Annotated in this window: 16 protein-coding genes and 1 pseudogene; 4 read left to right on the top strand and 13 right to left on the bottom strand. The window is 69.3% G+C overall.

The annotated features are described in order from the left end of the window. Positions 1-277: 277 nt before the first annotated feature. From ACFZP7_RS26490 to ngcE, 9 genes and pseudogenes are all read right to left on the bottom strand, one after another. Positions 278-1804: an amino acid permease gene (locus ACFZP7_RS26490; RefSeq protein ID WP_127439614.1), complete on the bottom strand. Its 1527-nt coding sequence runs from the start codon at positions 1802-1804 to the stop codon at positions 278-280. 151 nt (positions 1805-1955) lie between these two features. Further along, positions 1956-3884: a 1-deoxy-D-xylulose-5-phosphate synthase gene (gene dxs, locus ACFZP7_RS26485; RefSeq protein ID WP_031015613.1), complete on the bottom strand. Its 1929-nt coding sequence runs from the start codon at positions 3882-3884 to the stop codon at positions 1956-1958. 257 nt (positions 3885-4141) lie between these two features. Next, positions 4142-5433 (bottom strand): annotated as a pseudogene (locus ACFZP7_RS26480) (sugar ABC transporter permease). Further along, complete coding sequence (locus ACFZP7_RS26475; protein WP_029393413.1) at positions 5430-6221, bottom strand: ATP-binding cassette domain-containing protein; 792 nt, start codon at positions 6219-6221, stop codon at positions 5430-5432. The pseudogene ACFZP7_RS26480 and the gene ACFZP7_RS26475 overlap by 4 nt, the downstream one beginning before the upstream one ends. A 162-nt stretch (positions 6222-6383) precedes the next feature. Next, a complete protein-coding gene (locus tag ACFZP7_RS26470) occupies positions 6384-7487 on the bottom strand; it encodes a sugar ABC transporter substrate-binding protein (protein ID WP_030974616.1) in 1104 nt (367 codons plus the stop codon). A 133-nt stretch (positions 7488-7620) separates the two neighbouring features. Then, on the bottom strand, positions 7621-8832 hold the full coding sequence (locus ACFZP7_RS26465; RefSeq protein ID WP_109204287.1) for an ROK family transcriptional regulator: 1212 nt from the start codon (positions 8830-8832) through the stop codon (positions 7621-7623). Positions 8833-9064: 232 nt separating this feature from the next. Further along, entirely contained in the window at positions 9065-9973 is a 909-nt protein-coding gene (locus ACFZP7_RS26460; protein ID WP_385636143.1) for a carbohydrate ABC transporter permease, read from the bottom strand. Continuing rightward, positions 9970-11031, bottom strand: coding sequence for a carbohydrate ABC transporter permease (locus ACFZP7_RS26455; RefSeq protein WP_031015606.1), 1062 nt, complete (start codon positions 11029-11031; stop codon positions 9970-9972). The genes ACFZP7_RS26460 and ACFZP7_RS26455 overlap by 4 nt, the downstream gene beginning before the upstream one ends. Positions 11032-11038: 7 nt before the next feature. Then, the gene (gene ngcE / locus ACFZP7_RS26450; RefSeq protein WP_031015603.1) at positions 11039-12451 is read right to left on the bottom strand and encodes an N-acetylglucosamine/diacetylchitobiose ABC transporter substrate-binding protein; all 1413 of its coding nucleotides are present in this window, start codon (positions 12449-12451) and stop codon (positions 11039-11041) included. 616 nt (positions 12452-13067) lie between these two features. Between ngcE and ACFZP7_RS26445 the strand changes: the two genes are divergently transcribed. Together ACFZP7_RS26445 and ACFZP7_RS26440 are read left to right on the top strand one after the other, a co-directional pair. Next, entirely contained in the window at positions 13068-16871 is a 3804-nt protein-coding gene (locus tag ACFZP7_RS26445) for a GH92 family glycosyl hydrolase (protein ID WP_385636140.1), read from the top strand. Between the two features lie 182 nt (positions 16872-17053). After that, positions 17054-17584, top strand: coding sequence for a hypothetical protein (locus ACFZP7_RS26440; protein ID WP_031015600.1), 531 nt, complete (start codon positions 17054-17056; stop codon positions 17582-17584). A 94-nt stretch (positions 17585-17678) separates the two neighbouring features. Here the strand turns inward: ACFZP7_RS26440 and acnA are convergent, their stop codons facing one another. Then, on the bottom strand, positions 17679-20393 hold the full coding sequence (gene acnA, locus ACFZP7_RS26435) for an aconitate hydratase AcnA (RefSeq protein WP_019325929.1): 2715 nt from the start codon (positions 20391-20393) through the stop codon (positions 17679-17681). Positions 20394-20703: 310 nt separating this feature from the next. On the opposite strand from acnA, the gene ACFZP7_RS26430 reads away from it, so the two are divergent. Together ACFZP7_RS26430 and ACFZP7_RS26425 are read left to right on the top strand one after the other, a co-directional pair. After that, on the top strand, positions 20704-20901 hold the full coding sequence (locus ACFZP7_RS26430) for a DUF4236 domain-containing protein (RefSeq protein ID WP_019325928.1): 198 nt from the start codon (positions 20704-20706) through the stop codon (positions 20899-20901). Between the two features lie 76 nt (positions 20902-20977). Further along, on the top strand, positions 20978-22507 hold the full coding sequence (locus ACFZP7_RS26425) for a UDP-N-acetylglucosamine 1-carboxyvinyltransferase (protein WP_019325927.1): 1530 nt from the start codon (positions 20978-20980) through the stop codon (positions 22505-22507). 225 nt (positions 22508-22732) lie between these two features. On the opposite strand, the gene ACFZP7_RS26420 is transcribed toward ACFZP7_RS26425, so the two are convergent. From ACFZP7_RS26420 to ACFZP7_RS26410, 3 genes are all read right to left on the bottom strand, one after another. Beyond that, entirely contained in the window at positions 22733-23251 is a 519-nt protein-coding gene (locus tag ACFZP7_RS26420; protein WP_019325926.1) for a transglycosylase SLT domain-containing protein, read from the bottom strand. 495 nt (positions 23252-23746) lie between these two features. Next, positions 23747-24478, bottom strand: a complete 732-nt coding sequence (locus ACFZP7_RS26415; protein ID WP_385636136.1) for a DJ-1/PfpI family protein — start codon at positions 24476-24478, stop codon at positions 23747-23749. Next, the gene (locus tag ACFZP7_RS26410) at positions 24475-25119 is read right to left on the bottom strand and encodes a DJ-1/PfpI family protein (protein WP_385636134.1); all 645 of its coding nucleotides are present in this window, start codon (positions 25117-25119) and stop codon (positions 24475-24477) included. Before ACFZP7_RS26410 ends, ACFZP7_RS26415 begins: the two co-directional genes overlap by 4 nt. Position 25120: the final 1 nt, after the last annotated feature.

Below are 25120 nucleotides of genomic sequence, written 5' to 3'. Positions count from 1 at the left end.
ACCTCGACCCTCCACCGCCCCGGTCCTCCCCCGCCTCGGCTCGCCCCCGGCCCGGTCCGTGCCGCGCGTCCCGCCCGCACCCCGCTCCTGAGCCGCACCCGCACTGTTGCCCGTACCCGCACCGGCCGCACGTCCGCCGCCGTCCGGACACGACCCCGGCCCCCGATGAGGCGCGGGACCGCCCCCGTACACGCGCCCGGCCCTGCGCGTCCGCCGGGCGGCGGTCGCACAGGGCCGGGGTGAGGAGCGAGAGCCCGAGGGCCGAGGGCCGGGCAGACTACGGCGTACCGCCACCGGACGGCTTCGATGTGCCCTCCGCCGGTGCCTCCTCGCCGCGCCCCAGGCGGCTGTGCGTGCGGCTGTAGAGGAAGTACACGACGACACCGATCGCCATCCAGACACCGAACCGCACCCAGGTCTCGGCCGGCAGGTTCAGCATCAGCCACAGCGAGGCGGCGACCGAGACGATCGGCAGCAGCGGGACCAGCGGGGTGCGGAAGGCACGCGGCAGGTCGGGCCGGGTGCGGCGCAGGATGATCACGCTGATCGCGACGATGACGAAGGCGAACAGCGTGCCGATGTTCACCAGCTCGGCCAGCTCGCTCAGGCTGGTGAAGCCGGCGACGATCGCGATGATCACGCCGAGCAGGATGGTCGGGCGGTACGGCGTGCGGAACTTCGGGTGGACGCGGGAGAAGAAGCGGGGCAGCAGTCCGTCGCGGCTCATCGCGAAGAACACGCGGGTCTGGCCGAGCAGCAGGATCATGCAGACCGTGGTCAGGCCGACCGCGGCGCCGAAGCTGATCACACCGGCGAAGAAGGGGTGCCCGGTGGACTTGAAGGCGTCGGCGAGCGGGGCGTCGACCGACAGTTCGCTGTAGTGCTGCATGCCGGTGACGACGATGGAGACGGCGACGTAGAGCGCGGTGCAGATGAACAGGGAGCCGAGGATGCCGCGGGGCATGTCCCGCTGCGGGTTCCTGGTCTCCTCGGCGGCCGTGGCGACGATGTCGAAGCCGATGAAGGCGAAGAAGACCACCGAGGCGGCGGTGAAGATGCCCATCACGCCGAAGTTGGACGGCGCCCATCCGAACATCAACTGGATCAGCGGTGAGTCGAGGCCCCCGCCCGCCTCCACCGGCTGCGACTTCGGGACGAACGGGTCGTAGTTGGACCCCTTGATGAAGAAGGCACCCGCGATGATCACGATCAGGACGACGGTCACCTTGATGGCGACCACGAGCGAGGTGATGCGGGCCGACAGCTTCATGCCGAGGACGAGGATGCCGGTGAGCACCAGCACCAGCGCGGCGGCGAGGATGTCGAAGCCGAAGCCGTCGGCCCCGTCCCGGCCGCCGAGCGCTTCCGGGAACTGCCAGCCGGCGTTGTCCATGAACGAACGGATGTAACCCGACCAGCCGACGGCCACCACCGCCGTCCCGAGCGCGAACTCCAGGACCAGGTCCCAGCCGATGATCCAGGCGGGCAGTTCGCCGAGCGAGGCGTAGGAGAAGGTGTACGCCGAACCGGCCACCGGCACGGTGGACGCGAACTCGGCGTAGCAGAGCGCGGCGAGCGCGCAGACCACCCCGGCGACGACGAAGGCCAGGGCCACGGAGGGCCCGGCGTTGTTCTTGGCGACCGTGCCGGTCAGTACGAAGATGCCGGTGCCGATGATGACACCGACGCCGAAGACGGTCAGGTCCAGCGCGGACAGGGATTTCTTGAGCGCGTGCTCGGGCTCCTCCGTGTCCCGGATGGACTGCTCGATCTTCTTGGTCCTGAAGAGACTGCTGCTGCTCACGGGTACCTCCGACGCTTGTCGTCCCCGACATGATCGAGAGGGGGGCGTACTGCGTATGCCCCGGCGTGAGCCAATTCACGCGGATGGGCAGGTTTCACCACTGCAACGAGTGGATGACCCTGCCCATCCGGCCGTACCTCGGTCGCGCGCGTCAGTCGCGGGCGGCCTCCACGGAGTCCACCTCGGCGCCCGCGCGCTCGTACCGGCCGTCGAGCTTGGCGACCAGACCGGTGACCTGACGGGCGATGTCCGGCGCGGTCAGCCCGATCTCGGCCAGTACCTCGGCGCGCGAGGCGTGGTCCAGGAAGCGCGGCGGGATGCCGAAGTCGCGCAGCGGTACGTCGACGCCCGCGTCGCGCAGGGCCTGGGCGACGGCGGAGCCGACACCGCCGACCCGCGAGTTGTCCTCGACGGTGACGACGACGCGGTGGCGCTCGGCGAGCGGGGCCATGGCCTCGTCGACGGGCTTGACCCAGCGCGGGTCGACCACGGTGGTGGAGATGCCCTGCTTGTTCAGCAGGTCCGCCACCTCCAGGCACATCGGCGCCAGCGCGCCGACGGAGACCAGCAGGACGTCCGGGTCGTCGGTGCCGGGGGCGCGCAGCACGTCCATGCCGCCGACGCGGCCGACGGCCGGTACGGCGGGGCCGACGGCGCCCTTGGAGAAGCGGACCACGGTCGGCGCGTCGTCGACCTCGACGGCCTCGCGCAGCTGGGCGCGGACCTGGTCGGCGTCGCGCGGGGCGGCCAGCCGCAGGCCGGGGACGACCTGGAGGATCGACATGTCCCACATGCCGTTGTGGGAGGCGCCGTCGGTGCCGGTGATGCCGGCGCGGTCCAGGACGAAGGTGACGCCGCACTTGTGCAGGGCCACGTCCATCAGGACCTGGTCGAAGGCGCGGTTGAGGAAGGTGGCGTACACGGCGAAGACCGGGTGGACGCCGCCGTGGGCGAGGCCGGCCGCGGAGACGGCGCCGTGCTGCTCGGCGATGCCGACATCGTAGACGCGGTCCGGGAAGGCCTTGGCGAACTTGTCGAGGCCGACCGGCTGGAGCATCGCGGCGGTGATGGCGACGATGTCCTCGCGCTCCCGGCCGAGCTTCAGCATCTCGTCACCGAAGACGCTGGTCCAGTCGGCGCCGGAGGTGGAGATGGGCAGGCCGGTGTCGGGGTGGATCTTGCCGACGGCGTGGAAGCGGTCCGCCTCGTCCTGGAGGGCGGGCTGGTAGCCGCGGCCCTTCTCGGTGAGGCAGTGCACGATGACCGGGCCGCCGAAGCGCTTGGCGCGGGTGAGGGCGGACTCCAGGGCCTCGATGTCGTGGCCGTCGATCGGGCCGACGTACTTCAGGCCCAGGTCCTCGAACATGCCCTGCGGGGCGATGAAGTCCTTCAGGCCCTTCTTGGCGCCGTGCAGGGTGTCGTAGAGCGGGCGGCCGACGACCGGGGTGCGCTCCAGGACCTCCTTGGTGCGGGCCAGGAAGCGCTCGTAGCCGTCGGTGGTGCGCAGGGTCGCCAGGTGGTTGGCGAGGCCGCCGATGGTGGGGGCGTAGGAGCGCTCGTTGTCGTTGACGACGATGACGAGGGGGCGGTCCTTGGCGGCGGCGATGTTGTTCAGCGCCTCCCAGGCCATGCCGCCGGTGAGGGCGCCGTCACCGATGACGGCGACCACGTGGTCGTCGCGGTCGAGGACCTGGTTGGCCTTGGCGATGCCGTCGGCCCAGCCGAGCACCGTGGAGGCGTGGCTGTTCTCGATGACGTCGTGCTCGGACTCGGCCTGCGAGGGGTAGCCGGACAGGCCGCCCTTCATCTTCAGCTTCGAGAAGTCCTGGCGTCCGGTGAGCAGCTTGTGCACGTAGGACTGGTGGCCGGTGTCCCAGAGCACCTTGTCCTTCGGCGAGTCGAAGACGCGGTGCAGGGCGAGGGTGAGCTCCACCACGCCGAGGTTGGGGCCGAGGTGGCCGCCGGTCTTGGAGACGGCGTCGACGAGGAAGGTGCGGATCTCCTCTGCCAGCCGGCCCAGCTCTTCCAGGCTGAGCCGGTCCAGATCGCGCGGTCCCGTGATGCGGGTCAGCAGCGGCACCCGTGCCTCCTTGCAGTAGAGCTGTTGCCGGGCTTGACGAGTCTAATGTTCCGCCGTGGCGGAACGTGTCCGGGCGGTGGGTCGTACGTCACGCGTTCGGCCTTACCCATCCGGAACAGGTTCTACGACTTCCCGTCCGGCGGCGTCGTGCACCCGCCGTCCCGGCGGGCGGCGCGCGTGGGGGCCGGGCGGACGCCGAACCGCCCGCCCGAGGGCTCAGCTCGGGCGGGCGGTGGTACGACGGGCGCGGTGCGCGGCTAGGCGCGGCCGGCCGTCTTCTGCGTCTTGCGGGTGACCGCGTCGATGACGACGGTCGCCAGCAGGACGCCACCGGTGATCATGTACTGCACCGGCGAGGCGATGCCCTCCAGGGCGAGGCCGTACTGGATGGAGACGATGACCATCACACCGAGCAGCGCGTCCCACGTGCGGCCGCGGCCACCGAAGAGGGACGTGCCGCCGATCACGGCCGCGGCGATGACGTTCATCAGGAACTCACCGGTGCCCGCGCCCTGGTTGGCGGAGGCGATCTTCGAGGCGACGAAGAGGCCGCCGATCGCGGCGAAGGTGCCGGCGATCGCGAAGACCGAGATCCGCACCAGCTCCACGTGATGCCGGCCCGGCGCGACGCCTCGACGCTGCCGCCGAGGGCGAAGACCTTGCGGCCGTAGGACGTGCGGCGCAGCACGAAGTCCGTCAGCAGCAGGAAGGCCAGGAAGATCACCACGGCCAGCGGCAGGCCCTTGTACTGGTTGAAGACGATCGCCACGGCGAAGGCCAGCACGGCCAGCAGCACCGTGCGGACGATGATCTCGTTCAGCGGCCGGGAGGGCACCCCGGCGGCGGCGCGGCGGCGGTTGTCGAAGAAGGCGGAGAGGAAGTACCCCGCGGTCACGACGATCGCCAGGCCGTAGGCGGCGGCCACATCGCTGAAGTAGTAGCTGGTCAGCTTGACGACGATGCCGTCGCTGTTCAGGTTGATGGTGCCGTTGCTGCCGAGGATCTGCAGCATGAAGCCCTGCCAGAACAGCAGGCCGGCCAGCGTCACGGCGAAGGCGGGAACGCCGATGCGGGCGAAGACGAAGCCGTGGATGGCGCCGGCCACGGTGCCGGTGAGGATCGCCAGCACCAGGGCCAGCACCTCGTTCATCCCGTGCGTGATGTTCAGCACGGCGAAGGTGGCGCCCGCCACGCCGCTGACGGAGCCGACCGACAGGTCGATCTCGCCGAGCAGCAGGACGAAGACGATACCGACGGCGATCATGCCCGTGCCGACCATGGCGACGGACATGTCGGAGAAGTTGCCGGCGGTGAGGAAGTTGGAGTTCAGGCTGGTGAAGATGGCCCAGATGATCAGCAGGCCGACGACGACCGGTATGGACCCGAGGTCACCGGCCTTCATCTTCCGCTTGAACTCGGTGACGTAGCCCGCGAGGCCCTGCTCGCGCACCAGCAGCCGCGGGTCGACGGCGGCGACGGCGGCGGGAGCCGCCTCGGGGTTGCTCGCCGCGCTGTCCGCGGCGGCCGTGGAGGTCTTGTCGATGCTCACTTCTTGATCTCCCCATTGGTGCGCGCCGCACGACGGGTCACGGCGTTCTCCGTGGCGCCCGTGATGGCGGAGATGATCTCTTCCTGCGAGGTCGACTTGACCTCGAAGACGCCGTTGTTGCGCCCGAGGCGCAGGACGGCGACCTTGTCGGCGACCGCCTTGACATCGGCCATGTTGTGGCTGATGAGGATGACCGCGTGGCCGCGCTCGCGCAGCCGCTCCACGAGGTCGAGGACCTGGGCGGTCTGCTCGACGCCGAGGGCGGCGGTGGGCTCGTCGAGGATGACCAGCTTGGGCTCGCCGAGCATGGACCGGGCGATCGCCACGACCTGGCGCTGACCGCCGGAGAGCGAGGCGATCGGGATGCGGACGCTGGGGATGCGGATGGACAGCGTGTCCAGCAGCTCGCGGGAGCGGCGCTCCATCTCCACCTCGTCCAGGACACCGCGCCTGCGGATCTCCCGGCCCAGGTAGAGGTTGCCGACCACGTCGATGTTGTCGCACAGCGCGAGGTCCTGGTAGACGGTCGCGATGCCCAGGTTCTGGGCGTCGTGCGGCTTGTTGATCGTGACGGCCTTGCCGTCCCACTCGATGGCGCCTTCATCGATGGGGTGCACGCCGGCGATCGTCTTGACCAGCGTGGACTTTCCGGCGCCGTTGTCGCCCACCAGGGCGACCACTTCACCGGCGTGGACCTCAAGCTCGACGTCGGTGAGCGCCTGGACGGCACCGAATCGCTTGGAGACCCCGCGCAACGCCAGCACGGGCGTAGCGGACACGTGAACCATCTCCTTCGCCGCCTGACCCGGCGGGAGGTTGTGCAGAAGTATGAGGGGGGTGTTCCGTCCGGCGCCCCGCGTAGCTTGCGGGGCTGATGAGTGCGGGGCACCGGAGGAAGCTGCGTGCAGCCGGTCCCGTACGCGCTCACGCGGCACGGGAGGGAGGACTGCTTACTTGAGACCGATCTTGTCGCAGGCGGCCTTGTAGTTGCCGGCGCAGATCTCGTCGAGGGTGTAGAAGCCCTCCTTGATCACGGTCTCCTTGATGTTGTCCTTGGTCAGCGAGACGACCGGGACGAGCACCGAGGGGATGCCCTTGGTGGTGGCGCTGTCGGCCTTGTCCTTGGCGATGGAGTCGAGCGACTCGCCCTTGGCGAGGGCGACGGCCATCTCGCCGGCGACCGCGGCCTCCTGCGGGTAGGACTTGTAGACGCTCATGTACTGCTCGCCGGTGATGATGCGCTGCACGCCCGCGAGTTCGGCGTCCTGGCCGGTGACCGGGATGTTGGAGATGCCCGCGGCCTTCAGGGCGGTGATGATGCCGCCCGCCATGCCGTCGTTGGCGGAGTAGACGCCGACGATCTTGTCCTTGCCGATGGCGGAGATCGCGCCTTCCATGTTGGCGTTGGCGTTCTCCGGCTTCCACTCCTTGGTGTCGTACTCGCGGCCGACCTTCACCTTGCCGTCGAGGACGGAGTGGGCGCCCTCCTTGAACTGGGCGGCGTTCGGGTCGGTGGACGAGCCGTTCATCATGACGATCTGGCCGTCCTTGGCCTTGTCGCCCAGCGCCTCCAGCAGGGCCTCGCCCTGGGTCTTGCCGACCGTGACGTTGTCGAACGAGGTGTAGGCGTCGATCGGGCCCTCGGCCAGGCGGTCGTAGGCGACGACCGGGATGTCGGCCTGCTCGGCCTTGGTGATGGAGCCGGCGATGGCCTTGGAGTCCACCGCGTCCACGATCAGCACGTCGACCTTGTTGGTGATCATCGTGTCGACCTGCTGCGCCTGCAGCGTGGCGTCCTGCTTGGCGTTGGCGTAGACGACCTCGCCCTTGCCGTTCGTCAGCTCCTTGACCTTCTTCTCGATCAAGGGCTTGTCGAACTTCTCGTAGCGCGCGGTCTGGTTCTCCGGAAGGAGGAGACCGACCTTGATGGCGTCGCCCTTCTTGGCGGCCGAGTCGGACGAGTCGTTGTTGTCGCCGGACTCCTTGGCACTGCCACAGGCGGCGAGCGAGACTGCCATCGCGGTGGTGGCAACGGCAACGGCGGCACGACGCATACGCGTGTTCACTTCAGAAACCTCCCTGACGAGGCCGCGTCGTTGCGGCCGAGGTGGCTGGAAGTCAACTCGGCCGCACGTGCGACGTCAAGAAGTAAATCCTTAACGAGATGACAACGGTGCCATCCGTGCTCTAAGTGAAGGCAGGAGTGGCCACCGGCAGAGCACCGGTCGCACTTCCGTCCAAGAGGGTCGAATCACCCATCTCGCTGAGCGCGAGGGCGAGCGCCCCCAGGACCTCCGCACGACCCCCGAGTGCCCCGGGAAGTACGGACAGTTGGCGTGCCGCGCTGGGGATCGCGTAGCGTCCCACGGACTCCCGGATCGGGCCCAGCACCAGCTCGCCGGCCTCCGCGAGATCGCCGCCGAGGACAACCCGGCTCGGGTTCAGGAGGTTGCAGAGGTTGGCGACGCCGCTGCCGATGTGGCGGCCGACGTCGGCGATCACGCGCCGGCACCCCGGGTCGCCGTCCCGCGCGAGCCGCACCACACCCTCCATCGTGAGGTCGGTGCCGTGGCTCGGCTGGAGCAGCGGGAGCACATAGCGGGCGGAGGCGAAGGTCTCCAGGCAGCCCCGGTTGCCGCAGCGGCAGACGGGGCCCGACTCGTCGAGGGTGATGTGGCCGATCTCGCCGGCCGTGCCGCCGGGGCCGCGGTAGATCTTGCCGCTGATCACCAGGCCGGCGCCGACGCCGCTGGCGACCTTGATGTACGCCAGGTCCCGCACGCCCCGCCCGCTGCCCCAGACCAGCTCGCCGAGGGCGCCGAGGTTGGCGTCGTTGTCCACGTGCACCGGCACGCCGAGCCGCCCCCGCAGCTCCTCGGCGGGCTTGGTGCCGCCCCAGCCGGGCAGGATGGCGGTCGAGCCCAGCGTCCCGGACTCCACGTCGATCGGGCCGGGCACGCCCAGACCCACGCCCGCGATCTTGGAGCGGTCGACGCCGGTGGCCGCGATCAGCCGGCTGACCAGCTGTTCCGCCCGGTCGAAGCCCTGGGCGGCGGAGGCGTCGACGTCCAGCGGCTCGGACTCCTCGGCGAGCACCTGGTGCGCCAGGTTCCCGACCGCGACGCGCAAATGCGTGTGCCCGAAGTCGACGCCGATGACGATGCCCGCGTCCCCGCTCAGGGAGACGCTGCGGGCCCGGCGGCCGCCCGCCGAGGTGGGCGTGACCTCGACGGTCCCGCTGTCCTTCAGTTCCCGGACGATGTTCGAGACGGTCGCCGCGGACAGGCCCGTCGTCCTCGCGATCTCCGCCTGCGTGAGCGACCCGGCGAGCCGTACCGCTCGCACGACCCGTTCCAGGTTGGCTCGGTGCAGCGACGACTGCGACCCGGGAGTCTCCATTGACTCTCACCCTCATCCCTGGGTCCGCGTCACCCTGTGTGATGCGGACCTTGTACAAGTTATGAACCCCAAACTCCGCTGAATCGCCCAGTGGCGTCAAGCCCTTGAAAGAAATCGGTTTCAGGCCGTGTCCACGGCCGGCTACCAGCGGTACGCCACAGGGGTCCGGCCCCGGAGAGCTGTCTCTCCGGGGCCGGACCCCTGCGTACGACGGGTGGAGCGGCGGTGGGCGTCAGCGGAAGGTGCCCTGCGACACCGAACCGGCGATCCGCCGCTGGAAGACGCAGTACACGATCAGCACGGGCACCACCGTGATCACGATCGCCGCGAACAGCGCGCCGTAGTCGATGTCGTAGACCTGCGAGGACGCGTAGGCGGCCATGCCCTGGGTGAGGACCCATTTGTCCTGGTCGGTGTTGAGCGCCACCGGCAGCAGGAACTGGTTCCACAGGCCCAGGAAGTTGAAGATCGCCACCGCCGCCATTCCCGGACGGGCCATCGGCAGCATCACCTGGAAGAACGCCCGCCAGTCCCCGGCACCGTCGATCAGCGCGGCCTCGTACACGTCGTGCGGCAGCGACCGGAAGAACGAATAGAGGAAGAACATCGTGAACGGCAGCGCGAACGCGACATAGGTGAGGATCAGCCCGAGACGCGTGTTCAGCAGCCCGAAGTTCTGCAACTGGAAGAAGAGCGGAACGATCGCCAGGAAGACCGGGAAAGTCAGGCCGGCGAGCATCACGTAGTAGATCAGCCGACGGCCGGGGAACTCGAACCGGGCGAGAATGTAGGCGCACATCGCGCCGAGCAGCATCACCAGGATCAGTGCCGAGACCACGACGATCACGGAATTCAGGAAGTACTTCCCGATGCTCGCGTCGGTCCACGCGTTCGCGTAGTTCTCGAACCGCCAGTGATCCGGGAGCGAGAACGGCGACGAAAGGATCTCGCCGGTCGATTTGAACGACGACATCAGCACCCACAGCATGGGCACGATCACGATCACGGACCACAGGATCATCAGGGCGTGCGAGATCGCCGCGAATCTGCGGTCGCTGCTCGCGGCGACGCGCGTCAGCTTGCGGTCGCTCGCCGGTTTCCGGTCACTGGCCGGCTTCCGGTCGGCGGTGATGACGGTCACCGGGCGCCTCCCTCGGCTGCGGCACGCCGAGCCCTGGACCCAGGTGCTTTCCTCTTGCTCTCGCCCTCGCCGCCGCCCGTGAGGCGGTTGACGAGGAAGACCAGCGCCGCGAAGACCAGGGTGACGACGGCGAGGACGACGCCCATCGCGGTGGCGTAGCCGAACTGCTGCTTGGCGAAAGCGACGTTGAACAGACGTTGGCTGATCGTCAGGGTCGAGTTGTCCGGGCCGCCGTTCGGCACCATCGCCTGGACGTAGACGAACGCGTCGAGGGCGGCGATGCCCAGGTAGATGTACGCCGTCTGCACGCTGTCCCGGATCGCCGGCAGGGTGATCGAGATCGTGGTGCGGAACCGGCCGGCCCCGTCGATCCTCGCCGCCTCGTACAGCTCGGCGGGAACGCCCTTGATCGCGGCGATGAAGAGCACCGCGTAGAACCCGACGAGCCCCCAGACGATGACGAACATCACGGCCGGCATCGCGGTCGCCTTCTCGCCCAGCCACGCGAACGTCTCGAACCGGTCGAGACCGAGGCCGGTGAGGACGCCGTTGAGCAGGCCGGCGTTCGGGTCGTACATCTGCGCCCAGATCAGACCGACGATGATCGCCGGCACGACGTAGGGGAAGAACGAGACGATCCGGTAGAACGACGCTCCCCGGATTCCTCGGACGGGGCCCTTGCTGGGCCCGCCCAGGGTGATGGCCACGGCGACCCCGAGCGCGAGCGTCAGCGTCACCAGCGGCACGAAGGCCGCGAGGAGTGCGACGTTGCGCAACGCCTTCAGGAAGACGTCGTCCTCGAACATCTTCGTGAAGTTGTCGAAGCCGACGAAGTTGTAGTCCGGGCTGAAGCCACGCCAGTCGGTCATCGCCCAGAAGATCGCCTGGCCGAACGGGATCAGGACGAAGATCACGAAGATGGCCAGCGGGACACCGAGGAACGCGAGGAAGAACGTCACCCGGTCGAACGTGAGCTTGCGGCGCCGTGGCCGCCCGCTGCGAGCGGCCGGCTCGGGCCGGCGGCTCGCGGCGTCGGAGGTGGTGATCGTGTCTTTCATCGCCGTACTAGCTGATCTCGATCTTGTCGACGGAGCTGTCTTCCCGGACCTGGTCGGAGATCTTCTGCAGGGCCGCGGTGAGGCCCTTGCGGTCGAGGTCACCGGAGAGGAACGAGTTCCACGGCACCAACTGGTCGGTATTCATGCCGTAGGCCTCGACGAACCTCCTCATGTCGTAGATGTTGTCGCCCGCGGCCTCGAGCATCTTCGTCTGGGAGACGAGGGCGGCCGATCCGAAGCCGTCGGCGGGCACGGTGCCCTTGACCACCGTCGGGGCCAGCTTCGTCTTCGAGAAGTTGGCGGCCGCCTTCTCGGACAGCATCGCCCGCAGCACTTCCTTGCCGCCGGCCGGGTTCTTGCCCTGCTTGGGCACGATGAACGGCTCGCCCGCCGCGGCGTGGAGCGACTCGTAGGGCAGCTGCGGCTTGTCCGTGAGCGTCATCTCCGGGAACCCGGTCATCTGGAAGTCCGCCTTGGTGGCCTGCTTCATCTCGTTCTCGATCCAGCCACCGGACGGGTAGAGCAGCGCCTTCTGGTCGTTGCTCCAGATCGCCTGCGCCTTCTGGAACTGGGTGCCGGAGCCGCCGGGGACGAACATCTTCTGCTTGATCATGGTCTCCATGACCTTGAGGACGCCCTGGACGGCCGGATGCGACCAGGAGCCCTTCTCGAGATTGCCGAGCGCGAGCCGGACCTCGTCACCGCCCTCCTTGATCGCGGAGGCGAACAGCATCGTCTGGTAGTAGGTCGCGGCTTCCTTGCCGTGGACGAAGAGGTACTTGCCCTTCTTCTTCGCCTGCTGGCCGAGGTCGAGCGCCTCGTCCCAGGTCTTCGGCGCGGTCCAGCCGTTCTCCTCGAAGAGCGTCTTCGAGTACCAGACGCCGTACACCGTCATCACGTACCGGAGCGCGACGAACTTGCCGTTGTACGTCCCGGGCTCCTTGACGCCGGGGTAGACGACATCGGCGATCTTCTTGCCCTCGTAGGTGTTGGCCTCGAAGAGGTCGTCGAGTTCCTCCAGCTGGTCGAGGATGCCGAGGAAGCCGATCTGGTCCTCACCCGAGTTGTCGATGAGGTCCGGCGGGTTGCCGCCGACGAAGCGGGGCTGGAGCTGGGGGGCGATGTCGACGACCGGGTTGACCTTGACCTTGAGGCCCTTGACCTGGCTGCCGAGCACCTGGTTGGTGTAGTCGACGTAGTCGGTGCCGTAGCCGCCGTCGAAGATGGCCGCTTCGACCGTGGAGTTCGCGGCGGCACCGAACGGGTTGTTGGCGCTCTTCTCGCCCTTCGGGCCGCCGTCGCCTTCGCCGTCCTTGCTGGAGGGAGAGCTGCACGCGACCGCGAACGAGCCCATCGCCGCGGTGGCGATGGCCCCGCGCAGGAGCGTCCGCCTGTCAAGAGATCCGGCACGAATGGTCATTTCTGCATCCTCACTGATCGGTTGGAGCTGTACGGGTGTGCTGCGTGTGCGCCCGCCGTGGCCGGACCGGTCCTGCGCCGGCCACGGATGGGGCGTTGTCGCCGTCGTCTCGGAGCCGCGGTGCGGCGCCGATGATCAGCTGAGCGATGCCGGTACAACAGTCGCCGAGGCCAGAGCGGCGGCTGTCCGCCTGATCAGATCGCGATGGCCCACACCGGTGGTGGATCCCATGCTCAAGTCCTCGCCTTCTCCAGGACTCAGGCGGTGAACCGGATCCTCCCCGGCACCGCGTTCGGGTCAAGCTGGGTCATGCAGGAAGTGCGGCCGTACAAGGTCGGGTGCGGTGAAGATGCCCCGAAGTGCCGACAGGTATAGTCCACTCGACGCCGACGGAGCAAGATCGAATGCAAGGTTCCTCGTACGTCTTTTCCGAGTTGAGACCTCGCGGAAATATGAGCGGACTGTGTGCCCCCTGAAGGAAATATCCCGGGCACCGGACCCGTACGCCACAGTCAACACCCTTGACACATTGTCCCCTTCAGGCGCTACTAGTCCTTGCTCCTCGAATTTGACAACGTTGTCCAATCCCCAGTGAGCGCAGGGAGGGTGCTGGCGCATGCAGTACAGGGTTCGACACAGATGGGGTCCGGCGGTCGTGGTGACGACCGCCTTCGCTTTGGCGATGAGTGCACAGGGGACGGCGGTGGCGCTGCCCACCGCTCCGGCCGAGGCCGACCGGGAGTTCGCGTCCTCCTTCGAGGCGGACGACCCGGTTCCGGACTGGACCGACACCGTGGAGACGGGCCGGGACGGCAAGAAGCGGTCCTCGGGCGTGGACGGCGGGTACAGCACCGGCATACCGGGCAATGTCACCGACCGCGTCACCGAGGTGCGGGCGAGCGCCGAGAACACGGGCGGTGGCGAGGTGAAGGAGAACCTCGTCGACGGCGAGCCCACCACCAAGTGGCTTGCGTTCGAGAAGACCGGCTGGGTGGAGTTCGACCTGGACGAGCCGGCGGGGATCGCCAAGTACGCGCTGACGTCGGCCAACGACCACGACGAGCGCGACCCCGCCGACTGGACGCTCAAGGGCTCGGCGGACGGCGAGACCTGGCAGACGTTGGACAGTCGCTCGGGCGAATCCTTCGGGGAACGCCTGCAGACGAAGACCTACGAACTGGCCGAGCCCGCCGAGTACCGGCACTTCCGGCTGGAGTTCACCAAGAACAACGGCGGGGACATCCTCCAGCTGGCCGATGTGCAGCTGGCCACCGCCGACACCGAGACGCCCGTCCCCGAGGACATGCTCTCCGCCGTGGACCGCGGCCCGACCGGCTCGCCGACGGCGAAGGCGGGCGCCGGCTTCACCGGCACGCACGCCCTGAAGTACGCGGGCCGCCACACCGCGGACGGCCGGGCGTACTCGTACAACAAGGTCTTCGACGTCGACGTGAAGGTCGAGCGCCGCACCGAGCTGTCCTACAAGATCTTCCCGTCGATGGCGGACGGCGACCTCGACTACGACGCCACGAACGTCTCCGTCGACCTCGCCTTCACCGACGGCACCTATCTGAGCGACCTGAAAGCCACCGACCAGCACGGGTTCCCGCTGACGCCGCGCGGTCAGGGCGACGCCAAGATCCTCTACGTCAACCAGTGGAACAGCGTGCGGTCCGGGATCGGGTCGGTCGCGGCCGGCAAGACCGTAGACCGCGTCCTGGTGGCGTACGACTCCCCCAAGGGCCCGGCGAAGTTCCGCGGCTGGCTGGACGACATCGTGATCGAGCGGGCCGAGCCCGAGCGGCCCGAGGCCCACCTGTCCGACTACGCGCTCACCACCCGCGGCACCCACTCCACCGGCAGCTTCTCGCGCGGCAACAACATCCCCGCGACCGCCGTCCCGCACGGCTTCAACTTCTGGACGCCGGTGACCAACGCCGGCTCGCTGAGCTGGCTCTACGACTACGCGCGCGGCAACAACGCGGACAACCTGCCCACCCTCCAGGCGTTCGCCGCGAGTCACGAGCCCAGCCCCTGGATGGGCGACCGGCAGACCTTCCAGGTGATGCCGTCCGCCGCCTCCGGCACCCCGGACACCGGCCGGGAGCAGCGCGAGCTGGCCTTCCGGCACGAGAACGAGACCGCCCGGCCGTACTACTACGGGGTGCGCTTCGAGAACGGTCTGAAGGCGGAGATGGCGCCGACCGACCACGCGGCGATGATGCGCTTCACCTATCCCGGTGACGACGCGAGCGTCATCTTCGACAACGTCACCGACCAGGCCGGCCTGACCCTGGACAAGGAGAACGGCACCTTCCAGGGCTACTCGGACGTCAAGTCCGGTCTGTCCACGGGCGCCACCCGCCTCTTCGTCCACGGCGAGTTCGACGCCGAGGTCACCGGCGGCGACTCCAGCGGCGTCAAGGGCCACCTGCGCTTCGACGCGGGCAAGGACCGCACCGTGACGCTGCGCATCGCGACCTCGCTGATCAGCGTCGACCAGGCCAAGGACAACCTGCGCCAGGAGATCCCGGCGCGCGCCTCCTTCGACAAGGTCAAGCGCGACGCCCAGCGGCAGTGGGACCGCATCCTCGGCAAGGTCGAGGTCGAGGGAGCCACGCGGGACCAGCTGACCACGCTGTACTCCAGCCTCTACCGGCTCTACCTGTACCCGAACGCGGGCCACGAGAAGGTCGACGGAACGTTCAAGTACGCCTCGCCGTTCTCCAAGGCGGTCAAGGAGGACACCCCGACGGAGACCGGCGCCAAGGTCGTCGACGGCAAGGTCTACGTCAACAACGGCTTCTGGGACACGTACCGGACCACCTGGCCCGCGTACTCCTTCCTCACCCCGTCCAAGGCCGGTGAGCTGGTCGACGGCTTCGTGCAGCACTACAAGGACGGCGGCTGGACCTCCCGCTGGTCCTCCCCCGGCTACGCGGACCTGATGACCGGCACCTCCTCGGACGTGGCCTTCGCCGACGCCTACGTCAAGGGCGTCGACTTCGACGCGAAGGCGGCGTACGACGCGGCCGTCAAGAACGCCACCACCGTGCCCCCGTCCTCGGGCGTGGGCCGCAAGGGCATGGCGACCTCGCCGTTCCTCGGGTACACCAGCACCGAGACGCACGAGGGCCTGTCGTGGGCGCTGGAGGGCTACCTCAACGACTACGGCATCGCGAAGATGGGCGAGAAGCTCTACGAGGAGACCGGCGAGAAGCGGTACGCGGAGGAGTCGGCGTACTTCCTGAACCGCGCCCAGGACTACGTCAACATGTTCGACGCGAAGGCCGGCTTCTTCCAGGGCAAGGACCTGGCGGGCAAGTGGCGCGTGGACTCCGAGAAGTACGACCCGCGCGTGTGGGGCCACGACTACACGGAGACCAACGGCTGGGGCTACGCCTTCACCGCCCCGCAGGACAGCCGCGGCCTCGCCAACCTGTACGGCGGCAGGAAGGGCCTCGGCGACAAGCTCGACGAGTACCTGTCGACGCCCGAGACGGCCTCCCCGGAGTTCGTCGGCTCCTACGGCGGGGTCATCCACGAGATGACCGAGGCGCGGGACGTGCGGATGGGCATGTACGGGCACTCCAACCAGGTCGCCCACCACGCCCTGTACATGTACGACGCGGCCGGTCAGCCGTACAAGACGCAGAAGAACGTCCGCGAGGTGCTCTCCCGCCTCTACACCGGCAGCGACATCGGGCAGGGCTACCACGGTGACGAGGACAACGGCGAGCAGTCGGCCTGGTTCCTCTTCTCCTCGCTCGGCTTCTACCCGCTGGTGATGGGCAGCGGCGAGTACGCCGTCGGCTCCCCGCTGTTCAAGAAGGCCACCGTGCACCTGGAGAACGGCCGCAAGCTGGTCGTCAAGGCACCGAAGAACAGCGACCGGAACGTCTACGTGCAGGGTCTGAAGGTCAACGGCAAGCGCTGGAACTCCACCGCGCTCCCCCACGACCTGATCGCCCGGGGCGGTGTCCTGGAGTTCGACATGGGCCCGCGGCCGTCCAAGTGGGGCACCGGCGAGAACGCCGCTCCGGTGTCGATCACCGAGGACGACGAGGTGCCCACCCCGCGCGCCGACGTGACCGCGGGCGAAGGCGCCCTGTCCGACGACACGTCGGCGACCGAGGCGGCCGTGACCTCGGTGGACCTCGCGGTGACCGGCGAGGGCGCCGAGGCCGTCCAGTACACACTGACGTCGCCCGCCGACCGCACGAAGGCCCCGAAGAGCTGGAAGCTCCAGGGATCGGCCGACGGCACGACGTGGCGGACGCTGGACGAGCGCTCGGGCGAGTCCTTCGCCTGGGACCGCCAGACCCGGGCGTTCTCGGTGAAGTCGCCGGGGACGTACCAGAAGTACCGCCTGGTGCTCGACGGCGAGCACACGCTGGCGGAGGTGGAGCTGCTGGCCTAGGCGGCGCCCGAGAGGGGGTGGCGGGTTCGGGCCGGGGCCTTCGGGCCGGCGCCTTCGGGCGTGGCCCGAACCCGCCACCCCTTTGTGCCGCACCGTTCCCCGTCCGTGCCGGATGCACCAGAATGAGCGGGCGCCACCGGCGGCCGCCGGTCCGGCGCGTCGGGCCACCGGAGGGGGAACACGTGCGGCGGAACACCGGAAAACGGTTCGCGGGGACGGTCACGGGCGCGCTGCTGGCGGTGGGGGCGCTGTTCGCCACGGCCACGCCGGCCCAGGCGTACGACCCCGATCCCGGCGTCTCCACGTACTACCGCGACACCGACGGCTGCCCGTGCAGCGGTGGCACGCTCACCGACCCGTTCGACGGCACCCACTTCGCGCACGACGCGGGCGGGCTGGCCGTCAAGATGGAGCTGGACGACGCGGGCTGGTTCGTCGGCAAGGTCGAGTTCCACCCGAACGACGAGAAGCTCTGGGTCTACGACACGAAGAACGACGGCGACACCTTCTACGTGGCCGTCGGCTACGCGTCCGGCGGCTCGTACCACGACCTGGGCACCTTCTCGGCGCCCGGCACCTCGGACACCGTGGACCTGACGGTCAAGGACCTCGACATCCCGGACGGCGCCTCCGTGGACATCACGCTCTACGACGGCTCCGGCCGCGCCGACTACATCGCCGCGGCCCGCGGCACCGGCGCGGCGGTCGCCTGACCCGGGACCCGGACCCGGGACCCCGCCACATGGCACGGCGAGGGCCGCACCCCCGTCGCCGGGGGTGCGGCCCTCGCTCGTGGTGCGGTGCCGCCTACTTGCGGATCAGGCTGCGCAGCACGTACTGCAGGATGCCGCCGTTGCGGTAGTAGTCGGCCTCACCGGGGGTGTCGATGCGGACGACCGCGTCGAACTCGACACCGGTGTCGGTGGTGACCTTGACCGTGCGCGGCGTGGTGCCGTCGTTCAGCTCGGTGACGCCGGAGATGGAGAAGGACTCCTCGCCGGTCAGGCCGAGGGAGGACGCCGACTGGCCCTCCGGGAACTGGAGCGGCAGGACGCCCATGCCGATGAGGTTCGAGCGGTGGATGCGCTCGTAGGACTCGGCGATGACGGCCTTGACGCCGAGGAGCGCGGTGCCCTTGGCGGCCCAGTCGCGGGACGAGCCGGAGCCGTACTCCTTGCCGGCCAGGACGACGAGCGGGATGCCCTGCTCGATGTAGTTGCGGGAGGCGTCGTAGATGAACGACACCGGACCGCCGTCCTGGGTGAAGTCGCGGGTGTAGCCGCCCTCGGTGCCCGGCGCGATCTGGTTGCGCAGGCGGATGTTGGCGAAGGTGCCGCGGATCATGATCTCGTGGTTGCCGCGGCGCGAGCCGTAGCTGTTGAAGTCGCGGCGCTCGACGCCGTGCTCCGTCAGGTACTTGCCGGCCGGGGTGTCGGCCTTGATGGCACCGGCGGGCGAGATGTGGTCCGTCGTCACCGAGTCGCCCAGCTTGGCGAGCACCCGGGCGCCGGAGATGTCCTCGACCGGGGCCGGCTCCATGCCCATGCCCTCGAAGTACGGGGGCTTGCGGACGTAGGTGGACTCGGTGTCCCACTCGAAGGTGTCGCCGGTCGGGATCGGCAGCGCCTGCCACTGGGCGTCGCCGGCGAAGACGTCGCTGTAGGACTTGGAGAACATGTCCTCGCCGATGGCGTTGGCGACGACGTCGTTGACCTCGGCCTCGGAGGGCCAGATGTCCTTCAGGTAGACCGGGTTGCCGTCCTGGTCGGCGCCCAGGGCGTCCTTGGTGATGTCCACCTTCATGGAACCGGCGATCGCGTAGGCGACGACCAGCGGCGGGGACGCCAGGTAGTTCATCTTGACGTCGGGGTTGATCCGGCCCTCGAAGTTGCGGTTGCCGGAGAGCACCGAGGTGACGGCGAGGTCGTGCTCGTTGACGGCCTTGGAGACCTCGTCGGGCAGCGGGCCGGAGTTGCCGATGCAGGTGGTGCAGCCGTAGCCGACGAGGTTGAAGCCGACCTTGTCGAGGTAGGGGGTCAGGCCCGCCTTGTCGAAGTAGTCGGTGACGACCTTGGAGCCCGGGGCGAGGGTGGTCTTGACCCACGGCTTGCGGGTCAGGCCCTTCTCCACGGCCTTCTTGGCCACCAGGGCGGCGGCGACCATGACGTACGGGTTGGAGGTGTTGGTGCAGGAGGTGATGGCCGCGACCGTCACCGCACCGTGGTCCAGCTCGTAGGTGGTGCCGTCGGGGGCGGTGACCGGGACCGGGTTGGCCGGCACGCCGTCGGTGGCGGCGGGGGCGTCGGAGGCCGGGAAGGACTCCTTGCCCGCCTCGTCCACGCTGTCGACGTAGTTGCGCACGTCCTGCTTGAACTGCTCGGCGGCGTTGGCGAGGACGATGCGGTCCTGCGGGCGCTTCGGGCCGGCGATGGAGGGGACGACCGTGGAGAGGTCCAGCTCCAGCTTCTCGGAGAAGTCCGGCTCGGCCTTCGGGTCCAGCCAGAGGCCCTGCTCCTTGGCGTACGCCTCGACGAGCGCGACCTGCTGCTCGGAGCGGCCGGTCAGGCGCATGTAGTTCAGCGTCTCGCCGTCGATCGGGAAGATCGCGGCGGTGGAGCCGAACTCGGGCGACATGTTGCCGATGGTGGCGCGGTTGGCGAGGCTGGTGGCGGCCACGCCCTCGCCGTAGAACTCGACGAACTTGCCGACGACGCCGTGCTTGCGCAGCATCTCGGTGATCGTGAGGACGAGGTCGGTGGCGGTGGTGCCGGGGGTCAGCTCACCGGTCAGCTTGAAGCCGACGACGCGCGGGATCAGCATCGAGACCGGCTGGCCGAGCATCGCGGCCTCGGCCTCGATGCCGCCGACGCCCCAGCCGAGGACGCCGAGGCCGTTGACCATGGTGGTGTGCGAGTCGGTGCCGACCAGGGTGTCCGGGTAGGCCTTGCCGTCACGGGTCATGACGACGCGGGCCAGGTGCTCGATATTCACCTGGTGGACGATGCCGGTGCCGGGCGGGACGACCTTGAAGTCGTCGAAGGCGGTCTGGCCCCAACGCAGGAACTGGTAACGCTCGCGGTTGCGGCCGTACTCCAGGTCGACGTTCTGCTTGAACGCGTCGTTGGTGCCGAACTTGTCGGCGATGACGGAGTGGTCGATGACCATCTCGGCCGGGGAGAGCGGGTTGATCTTGTTCGGGTCGCCGCCCAGCTCCTTGACGGCCTCACGCATGGTGGCGAGGTCGACGACACAGGGCACGCCGGTGAAGTCCTGCATGATCACGCGGGCCGGCGTGAACTGGATCTCCTGCGACGGCTGGGCCTGCGAGTCCCAGCCCCCGAGGGCGCGGATGTGGTCGGCGGTGATGTTCGCGCCGTCCTCGGTGCGGAGCAGGTTCTCCAGCAGCACCTTCAGGCTGTAGGGAAGGCGCGCGGAGCCCTCGACCTTGTCCAGCCGGAAGATCTCGTACGACTCGTCGCCCACCTGCAGCGTGCTGCGGGCGTCGAAGCTGTTCGCCGACACGACAGTCTCCTTCATTTATGTGCGCGTACCACCGCATCCTGCCGCCACGCCGCCCTGGCCGATCCGCTAAGGTAGGGCTAAGTTAGGTAAGCCTTACCACCAGGCCCCGAAAGCGGCTGCGACTGCGGTGCGCCTCGGCAGATATCTCGATGTCGAGATAACTCTAGTACATGGGGGCGGACTGGTCATGCCCGGGCGCGGTGTGGCGTGCGCCCCACCCCGGGTGACCCGTGCGGCCATCACTACGCCGGACGGGGGTATCCGACTTGTGCCGGGCGCGCGTGCCCGGCACGACTCGGAAGGAGGCACGATGCCGCTCACGTTCCGCAAGAGCTTCCGGATCCTCCCCGGAGTGCGGCTGAACATCAACAAGCGTTCGTGGTCCATCACCACCGGTGGCAGGAACGGCCCGCGCCACACCCGCAGCAGCACCGGCCGTCGTACGACATCGATGGATCTGCCCGGACCTTTCGGATGGCGCCGCACGACGACCGGCAAGCGGCGCTGAGGCGGCCGGTGACATGCCGTCACCCGAACGGACCCCCCGGGAGGCGCCATCTCATATCTGAGATAGCCTCAACCTCATGTCAGACGACTACCTCGTACGCATCGGCAAGCTCATCCGTGACGCCCGGCAGCACCGCGGCTGGACCCAGTCACAGCTTGCGGAGGCGCTCAACACCAGTCAGAGCGCCGTCAACCGCATCGAGCGCGGCAACCAGAACATCAGCCTTGAGATGATCGCCCGTATCGGCGAAGCGCTGGACAGCGAGATCGTCTCCCTCGGCTACTCCGGCCCGATGCACCTGCGCGTGGTCGGCGGCCGGCGCCTCTCCGGTGCCATCGACGTCAAGACCAGCAAGAACGCCTGCGTGGCCCTGCTGTGCGCCTCGCTGCTCAACAAGGGGCGCACGGTGCTGCGCCGGGTCGCCCGCATCGAGGAGGTCTACCGCCTCCTGGAGGTGCTGAACTCCATCGGCGTGCGCACCCGCTGGATCAACGACGGCACCGACCTGGAGATCGTGCCGCCGGCCGAGCTGGACATGGAGGCCATCGACGCCGAGGCCGCCGTCCGCACCCGCTCCATCATCATGTTCCTCGGCCCGCTGCTGCACCGCATGGACCGCTTCCGGCTGCCCTACGCCGGCGGCTGCGACCTCGGCACCCGCACCATCGAGCCGCACATGATCGCGCTGCGCCGCTTCGGCCTGGACGTCGCCGCGACCGAGGGCCACTACCACGCGGTGGTCGACCGCACGGTCCGCCCGGACCGCCCGATCGTCCTGACCGAGCGCGGCGACACGGTCACCGAGAACGCCCTCCTGGCCGCCGCCCGCCACGACGGCGTCACCGTCATCCGCAACGCCTCCTCCAACTACATGGTCCAGGACCTCTGCTTCTTCCTGGAGGCCCTCGGCGTCCGCGTGGAAGGCATCGGCACCACCACCCTCACCGTCCACGGCATGCCGGTCATCGACGCCGACGTGGACTACTCCCCCTCCGAGGACCCGGTCGAGGCGATGAGCCTGCTCGCCGCCGCCGTGGTCACCGAGTCGGAGCTGACGGTCCGCCGGGTCCCCATCGAGTTCCTGGAGATCGAACTGGCGGTCCTGGAGGAGATGGGCCTCGACCACGACCGCACGCCGGAGTACTTCGCCGACAACGGCCGCACCCGCCTGGTGGACCTCACCGTCCGCCCCTCCAAGCTCGAAGCGCCGATCGACAAGATCCACCCCATGCCCTTCCCGGGCCTGAACATCGACAACGTCCCCTTCTTCGCGGCCATCGCGGCCTCGGCCCAGGGCCAGACCCTCATCCACGACTGGGTCTACGACAACCGCGCCATCTACCTCACCGACCTGAACCGCCTCGGCGGCCGCCTCCAGCTCCTCGACCCCCACCGGGTCCTGGTCGAGGGCCCCACCCGCTGGCGCGCCGCCGAGATGATGTGCCCGCCGGCCCTGCGCCCCGCCGTGGTCGTCCTCCTGGCGATGATGGCCGCCGAGGGCACCTCCGTGCTGCGCAACGTGTACGTCATCAACCGCGGTTACGAGGACCTGGCGGAGCGGCTGAACTCGATCGGCGCGCAGATCGAGATCTTCCGGGACATCTGAGAAGGGTCCGAAAAGACGCCGTCGCCCCCTTCCAGCCTGCATGAACGCGAGGCCCCAGAGGGCACGGTGGCGCCTCTGGGGCCTTTCCGGGACGGGCCGGGTGTGACGCGGGCGGGGCCGGAAGGGACGTGTCGTCCTTCCGGCCCCGCCGTGCTGCCTGGGCCCCGCCGGCCTCCGCACGGGACCGGTCGTCCCCGGGGCCCAGGCGGTCGGTGGGTCCGCCGGTCAGTAGGCGGAGTCGACGTTGTCCATGGAGCCGTACTTGTCGGCCGCGTAGTTGCAGGCGGCGACGATGTTGGCGACCGGGTCGGTGATGGAGTCCTTGGTGCCCTTGACGTGGTAGGCGTCGAAGGTGGGCTGGATCGTCTGGAGCAGGCCCTTCGAGGGGATGCCGTTCTGGGCGTTGACGTCCCAGTTGTTCTGCGCGTACGGGTTGCCGGACGACTCGCGCATGATGTTGCGGTGCAGGCCCTCGTAGGTGCCCGGGATGTTCTTGACGTCCATGACGTCCAGGGCGGTGCGGATCCAGCCGTCGAGGTCGTCGCCGTGCTTCTTCTCGCCGGCCTCGACGATGGCCTTGATCTTGTCGGTCTGGGCCTGGGTCTGCGCGGTGGAGGCCTTGGCCGGCTCGGCGGCGTGCGCAGGGCTCGGGACGAGGGTGAGGCTGACGGCGGCGGCACCCGCGGCGGCGAGGGAGGCGACGGCGGACTTGCGGAAGACGGGACGGCGTATGAGGGCGTGCACGGGTGTACCTCTCCATTCGGGAACGTGATGGGGAGGCCGACGGGGGGTCGGCGACGCGGTGTCCGCGTGGGACGCGGCTTCGCGTCATCAGGGCCGGTGTCTGGATCACGGACGGGCTCTTCCCGTCCGGTCCCGGCGCTCGGCTCCCCGGTACGCCGAACACCTTGCGGAACGCTCGGGCGCCGCGACAAGTGTGTGACCTACTACGCCGCTTCGCAGACCGGCCGCGTGACGGACCGGACGGCCGGAGACCACGCGGCGAGCGGCCGTCCGGCGTCTACTAACCCCGGCCCCGTGTGACGTGAGCCCTGTGCGCGCCCTCACAGAGCCGGTCACCCAGCGGACATCCCTCGCCACCCTGCGGAGACGGGTGTATCGCTCGACGGAGCCATGCCGTCACCCTTCGGGGTCGCCCGGAAGGTCCGCGGGACGCTTCACGCCCGTGGCGTGGCGCTGCGGACGGTGCGGCACGGAAGCGGATGCTCCGGGCGCTGCTCAGCGACCGCTCCGTGCGGCCCATACCGTGCCGCGGGCCTCGTACTCGAGCATCTCCTCCAGGCCGACCGCGGCGTCCGCGCCGAGTTCCCGGCGCACCAGCCACAGGGCGAGGTCCAGCCCGGAGGTCACCCCGCCGGCGGTGACCAGGTCGCCGTCGTCGACCACGCGGGCGTTCTTCAGCACGCCGCCCTGCTCCTCCAGGTCGGCCCGCGCCCGGTGATGGGTGGTGCAGGGGCGTCCCGTGGTCAGCCCGGCGGCGGAGAGCAGCATCACGCCCGTGCACAGCGCGCTGACGGTCAGGCCCGGGCGGGTCGCGGCGGCCAGGGCCCGGGGCAGGGAGCCCCGCCGGATCTCGGCCCACACGCCGGGGTCCTCGCGGCGCGCGTACCCGCCGCCGGGGACGACGAGGAGGTCCGCGTCCCGAGGAGCCCAGCCGTGGTCGACGCGCAGCCCGGTGCCGTACGCCGCCTGGACGGTGCGCGGACCGTCGAGGCTGACGTAGCGGACGTCCACGTCCCGGTCGGCGAAGTGGCCGGAGGCGGAGAACACCTCGTACGGGGCGGCGAAGTCGAGTTCCTCCACACCGTCGAACATGACGACGTGGACGCGTAACGGACGGGTGCGCGCGGGACGTGCGGAGGGTGCCGCGTCGGCCCGGGTGGCGGTGCCGGCGGTCAGGGTCGCGGCGCCGAGCGCGGTGGTGGCGTGCAGGAGGGTGCGGCGGTTCATCTCGGTCGGTGCTCCGTTTCTCGGTCGGTGACGGGCGGTGGGAGGGGCTCGTCGGCCAGGTACGGGGGTGCCGGGTCGTACTGGAGGGCGCGGCGCACGGCGCGGGCGTGTTCGCGCCCGTGCAGCCGGCCGACGAGCCACAGGGCGCTGTCGATGCCGGCGGAGACGCCCTGGCTGGTGAGCAGGTTGCCGTCGACGACATAGCGGGCGTCCCGTACGACGGTGACCTCGCCGCGTTCCTCGAGCGCCTCCTCGTACTGCCAGTGGGTGGCGACCCGGCGGCCCCGGGCCGGGCCGACGGCGTGCAGCAGGAAGGTTCCGGTGCAGACGCCGACGACCCAGGTGGCGCGCGCGGCGGTGTCGGTGAGCCAGCCGGTGACCCGTTCGTTGTGCGGCTCGACCTCCCGGGCTCCGGATCCGCCCGGTACGAGGACGACGTCCAGCGGCGGGTGGTCGCCGAGCGTGCGATCGGGCAGGACCCGCATGCCCTGGGAGCAGCGGACGGGTGCGGAGTGCTCGGCGACGAGCAGGACGTCGTCCTCGCCGCCCCGCAGTTCGGAGGAGGTGGTGAACACCTCCCACGGACCGGTGAAGTCGAGTTCCTGCGCGGTGTCGAAGAGCAGGATTCCGTACGTGGTCATG

Origin of the sequence: Streptomyces sp. SudanB5_2050 (assembly GCF_964272335.1) — a bacterium.
GTDB lineage: Bacteria > Actinomycetota > Actinomycetes > Streptomycetales > Streptomycetaceae > Streptomyces > Streptomyces rochei.
This window is presented reverse-complemented; position numbering and strand designations above follow the sequence as displayed.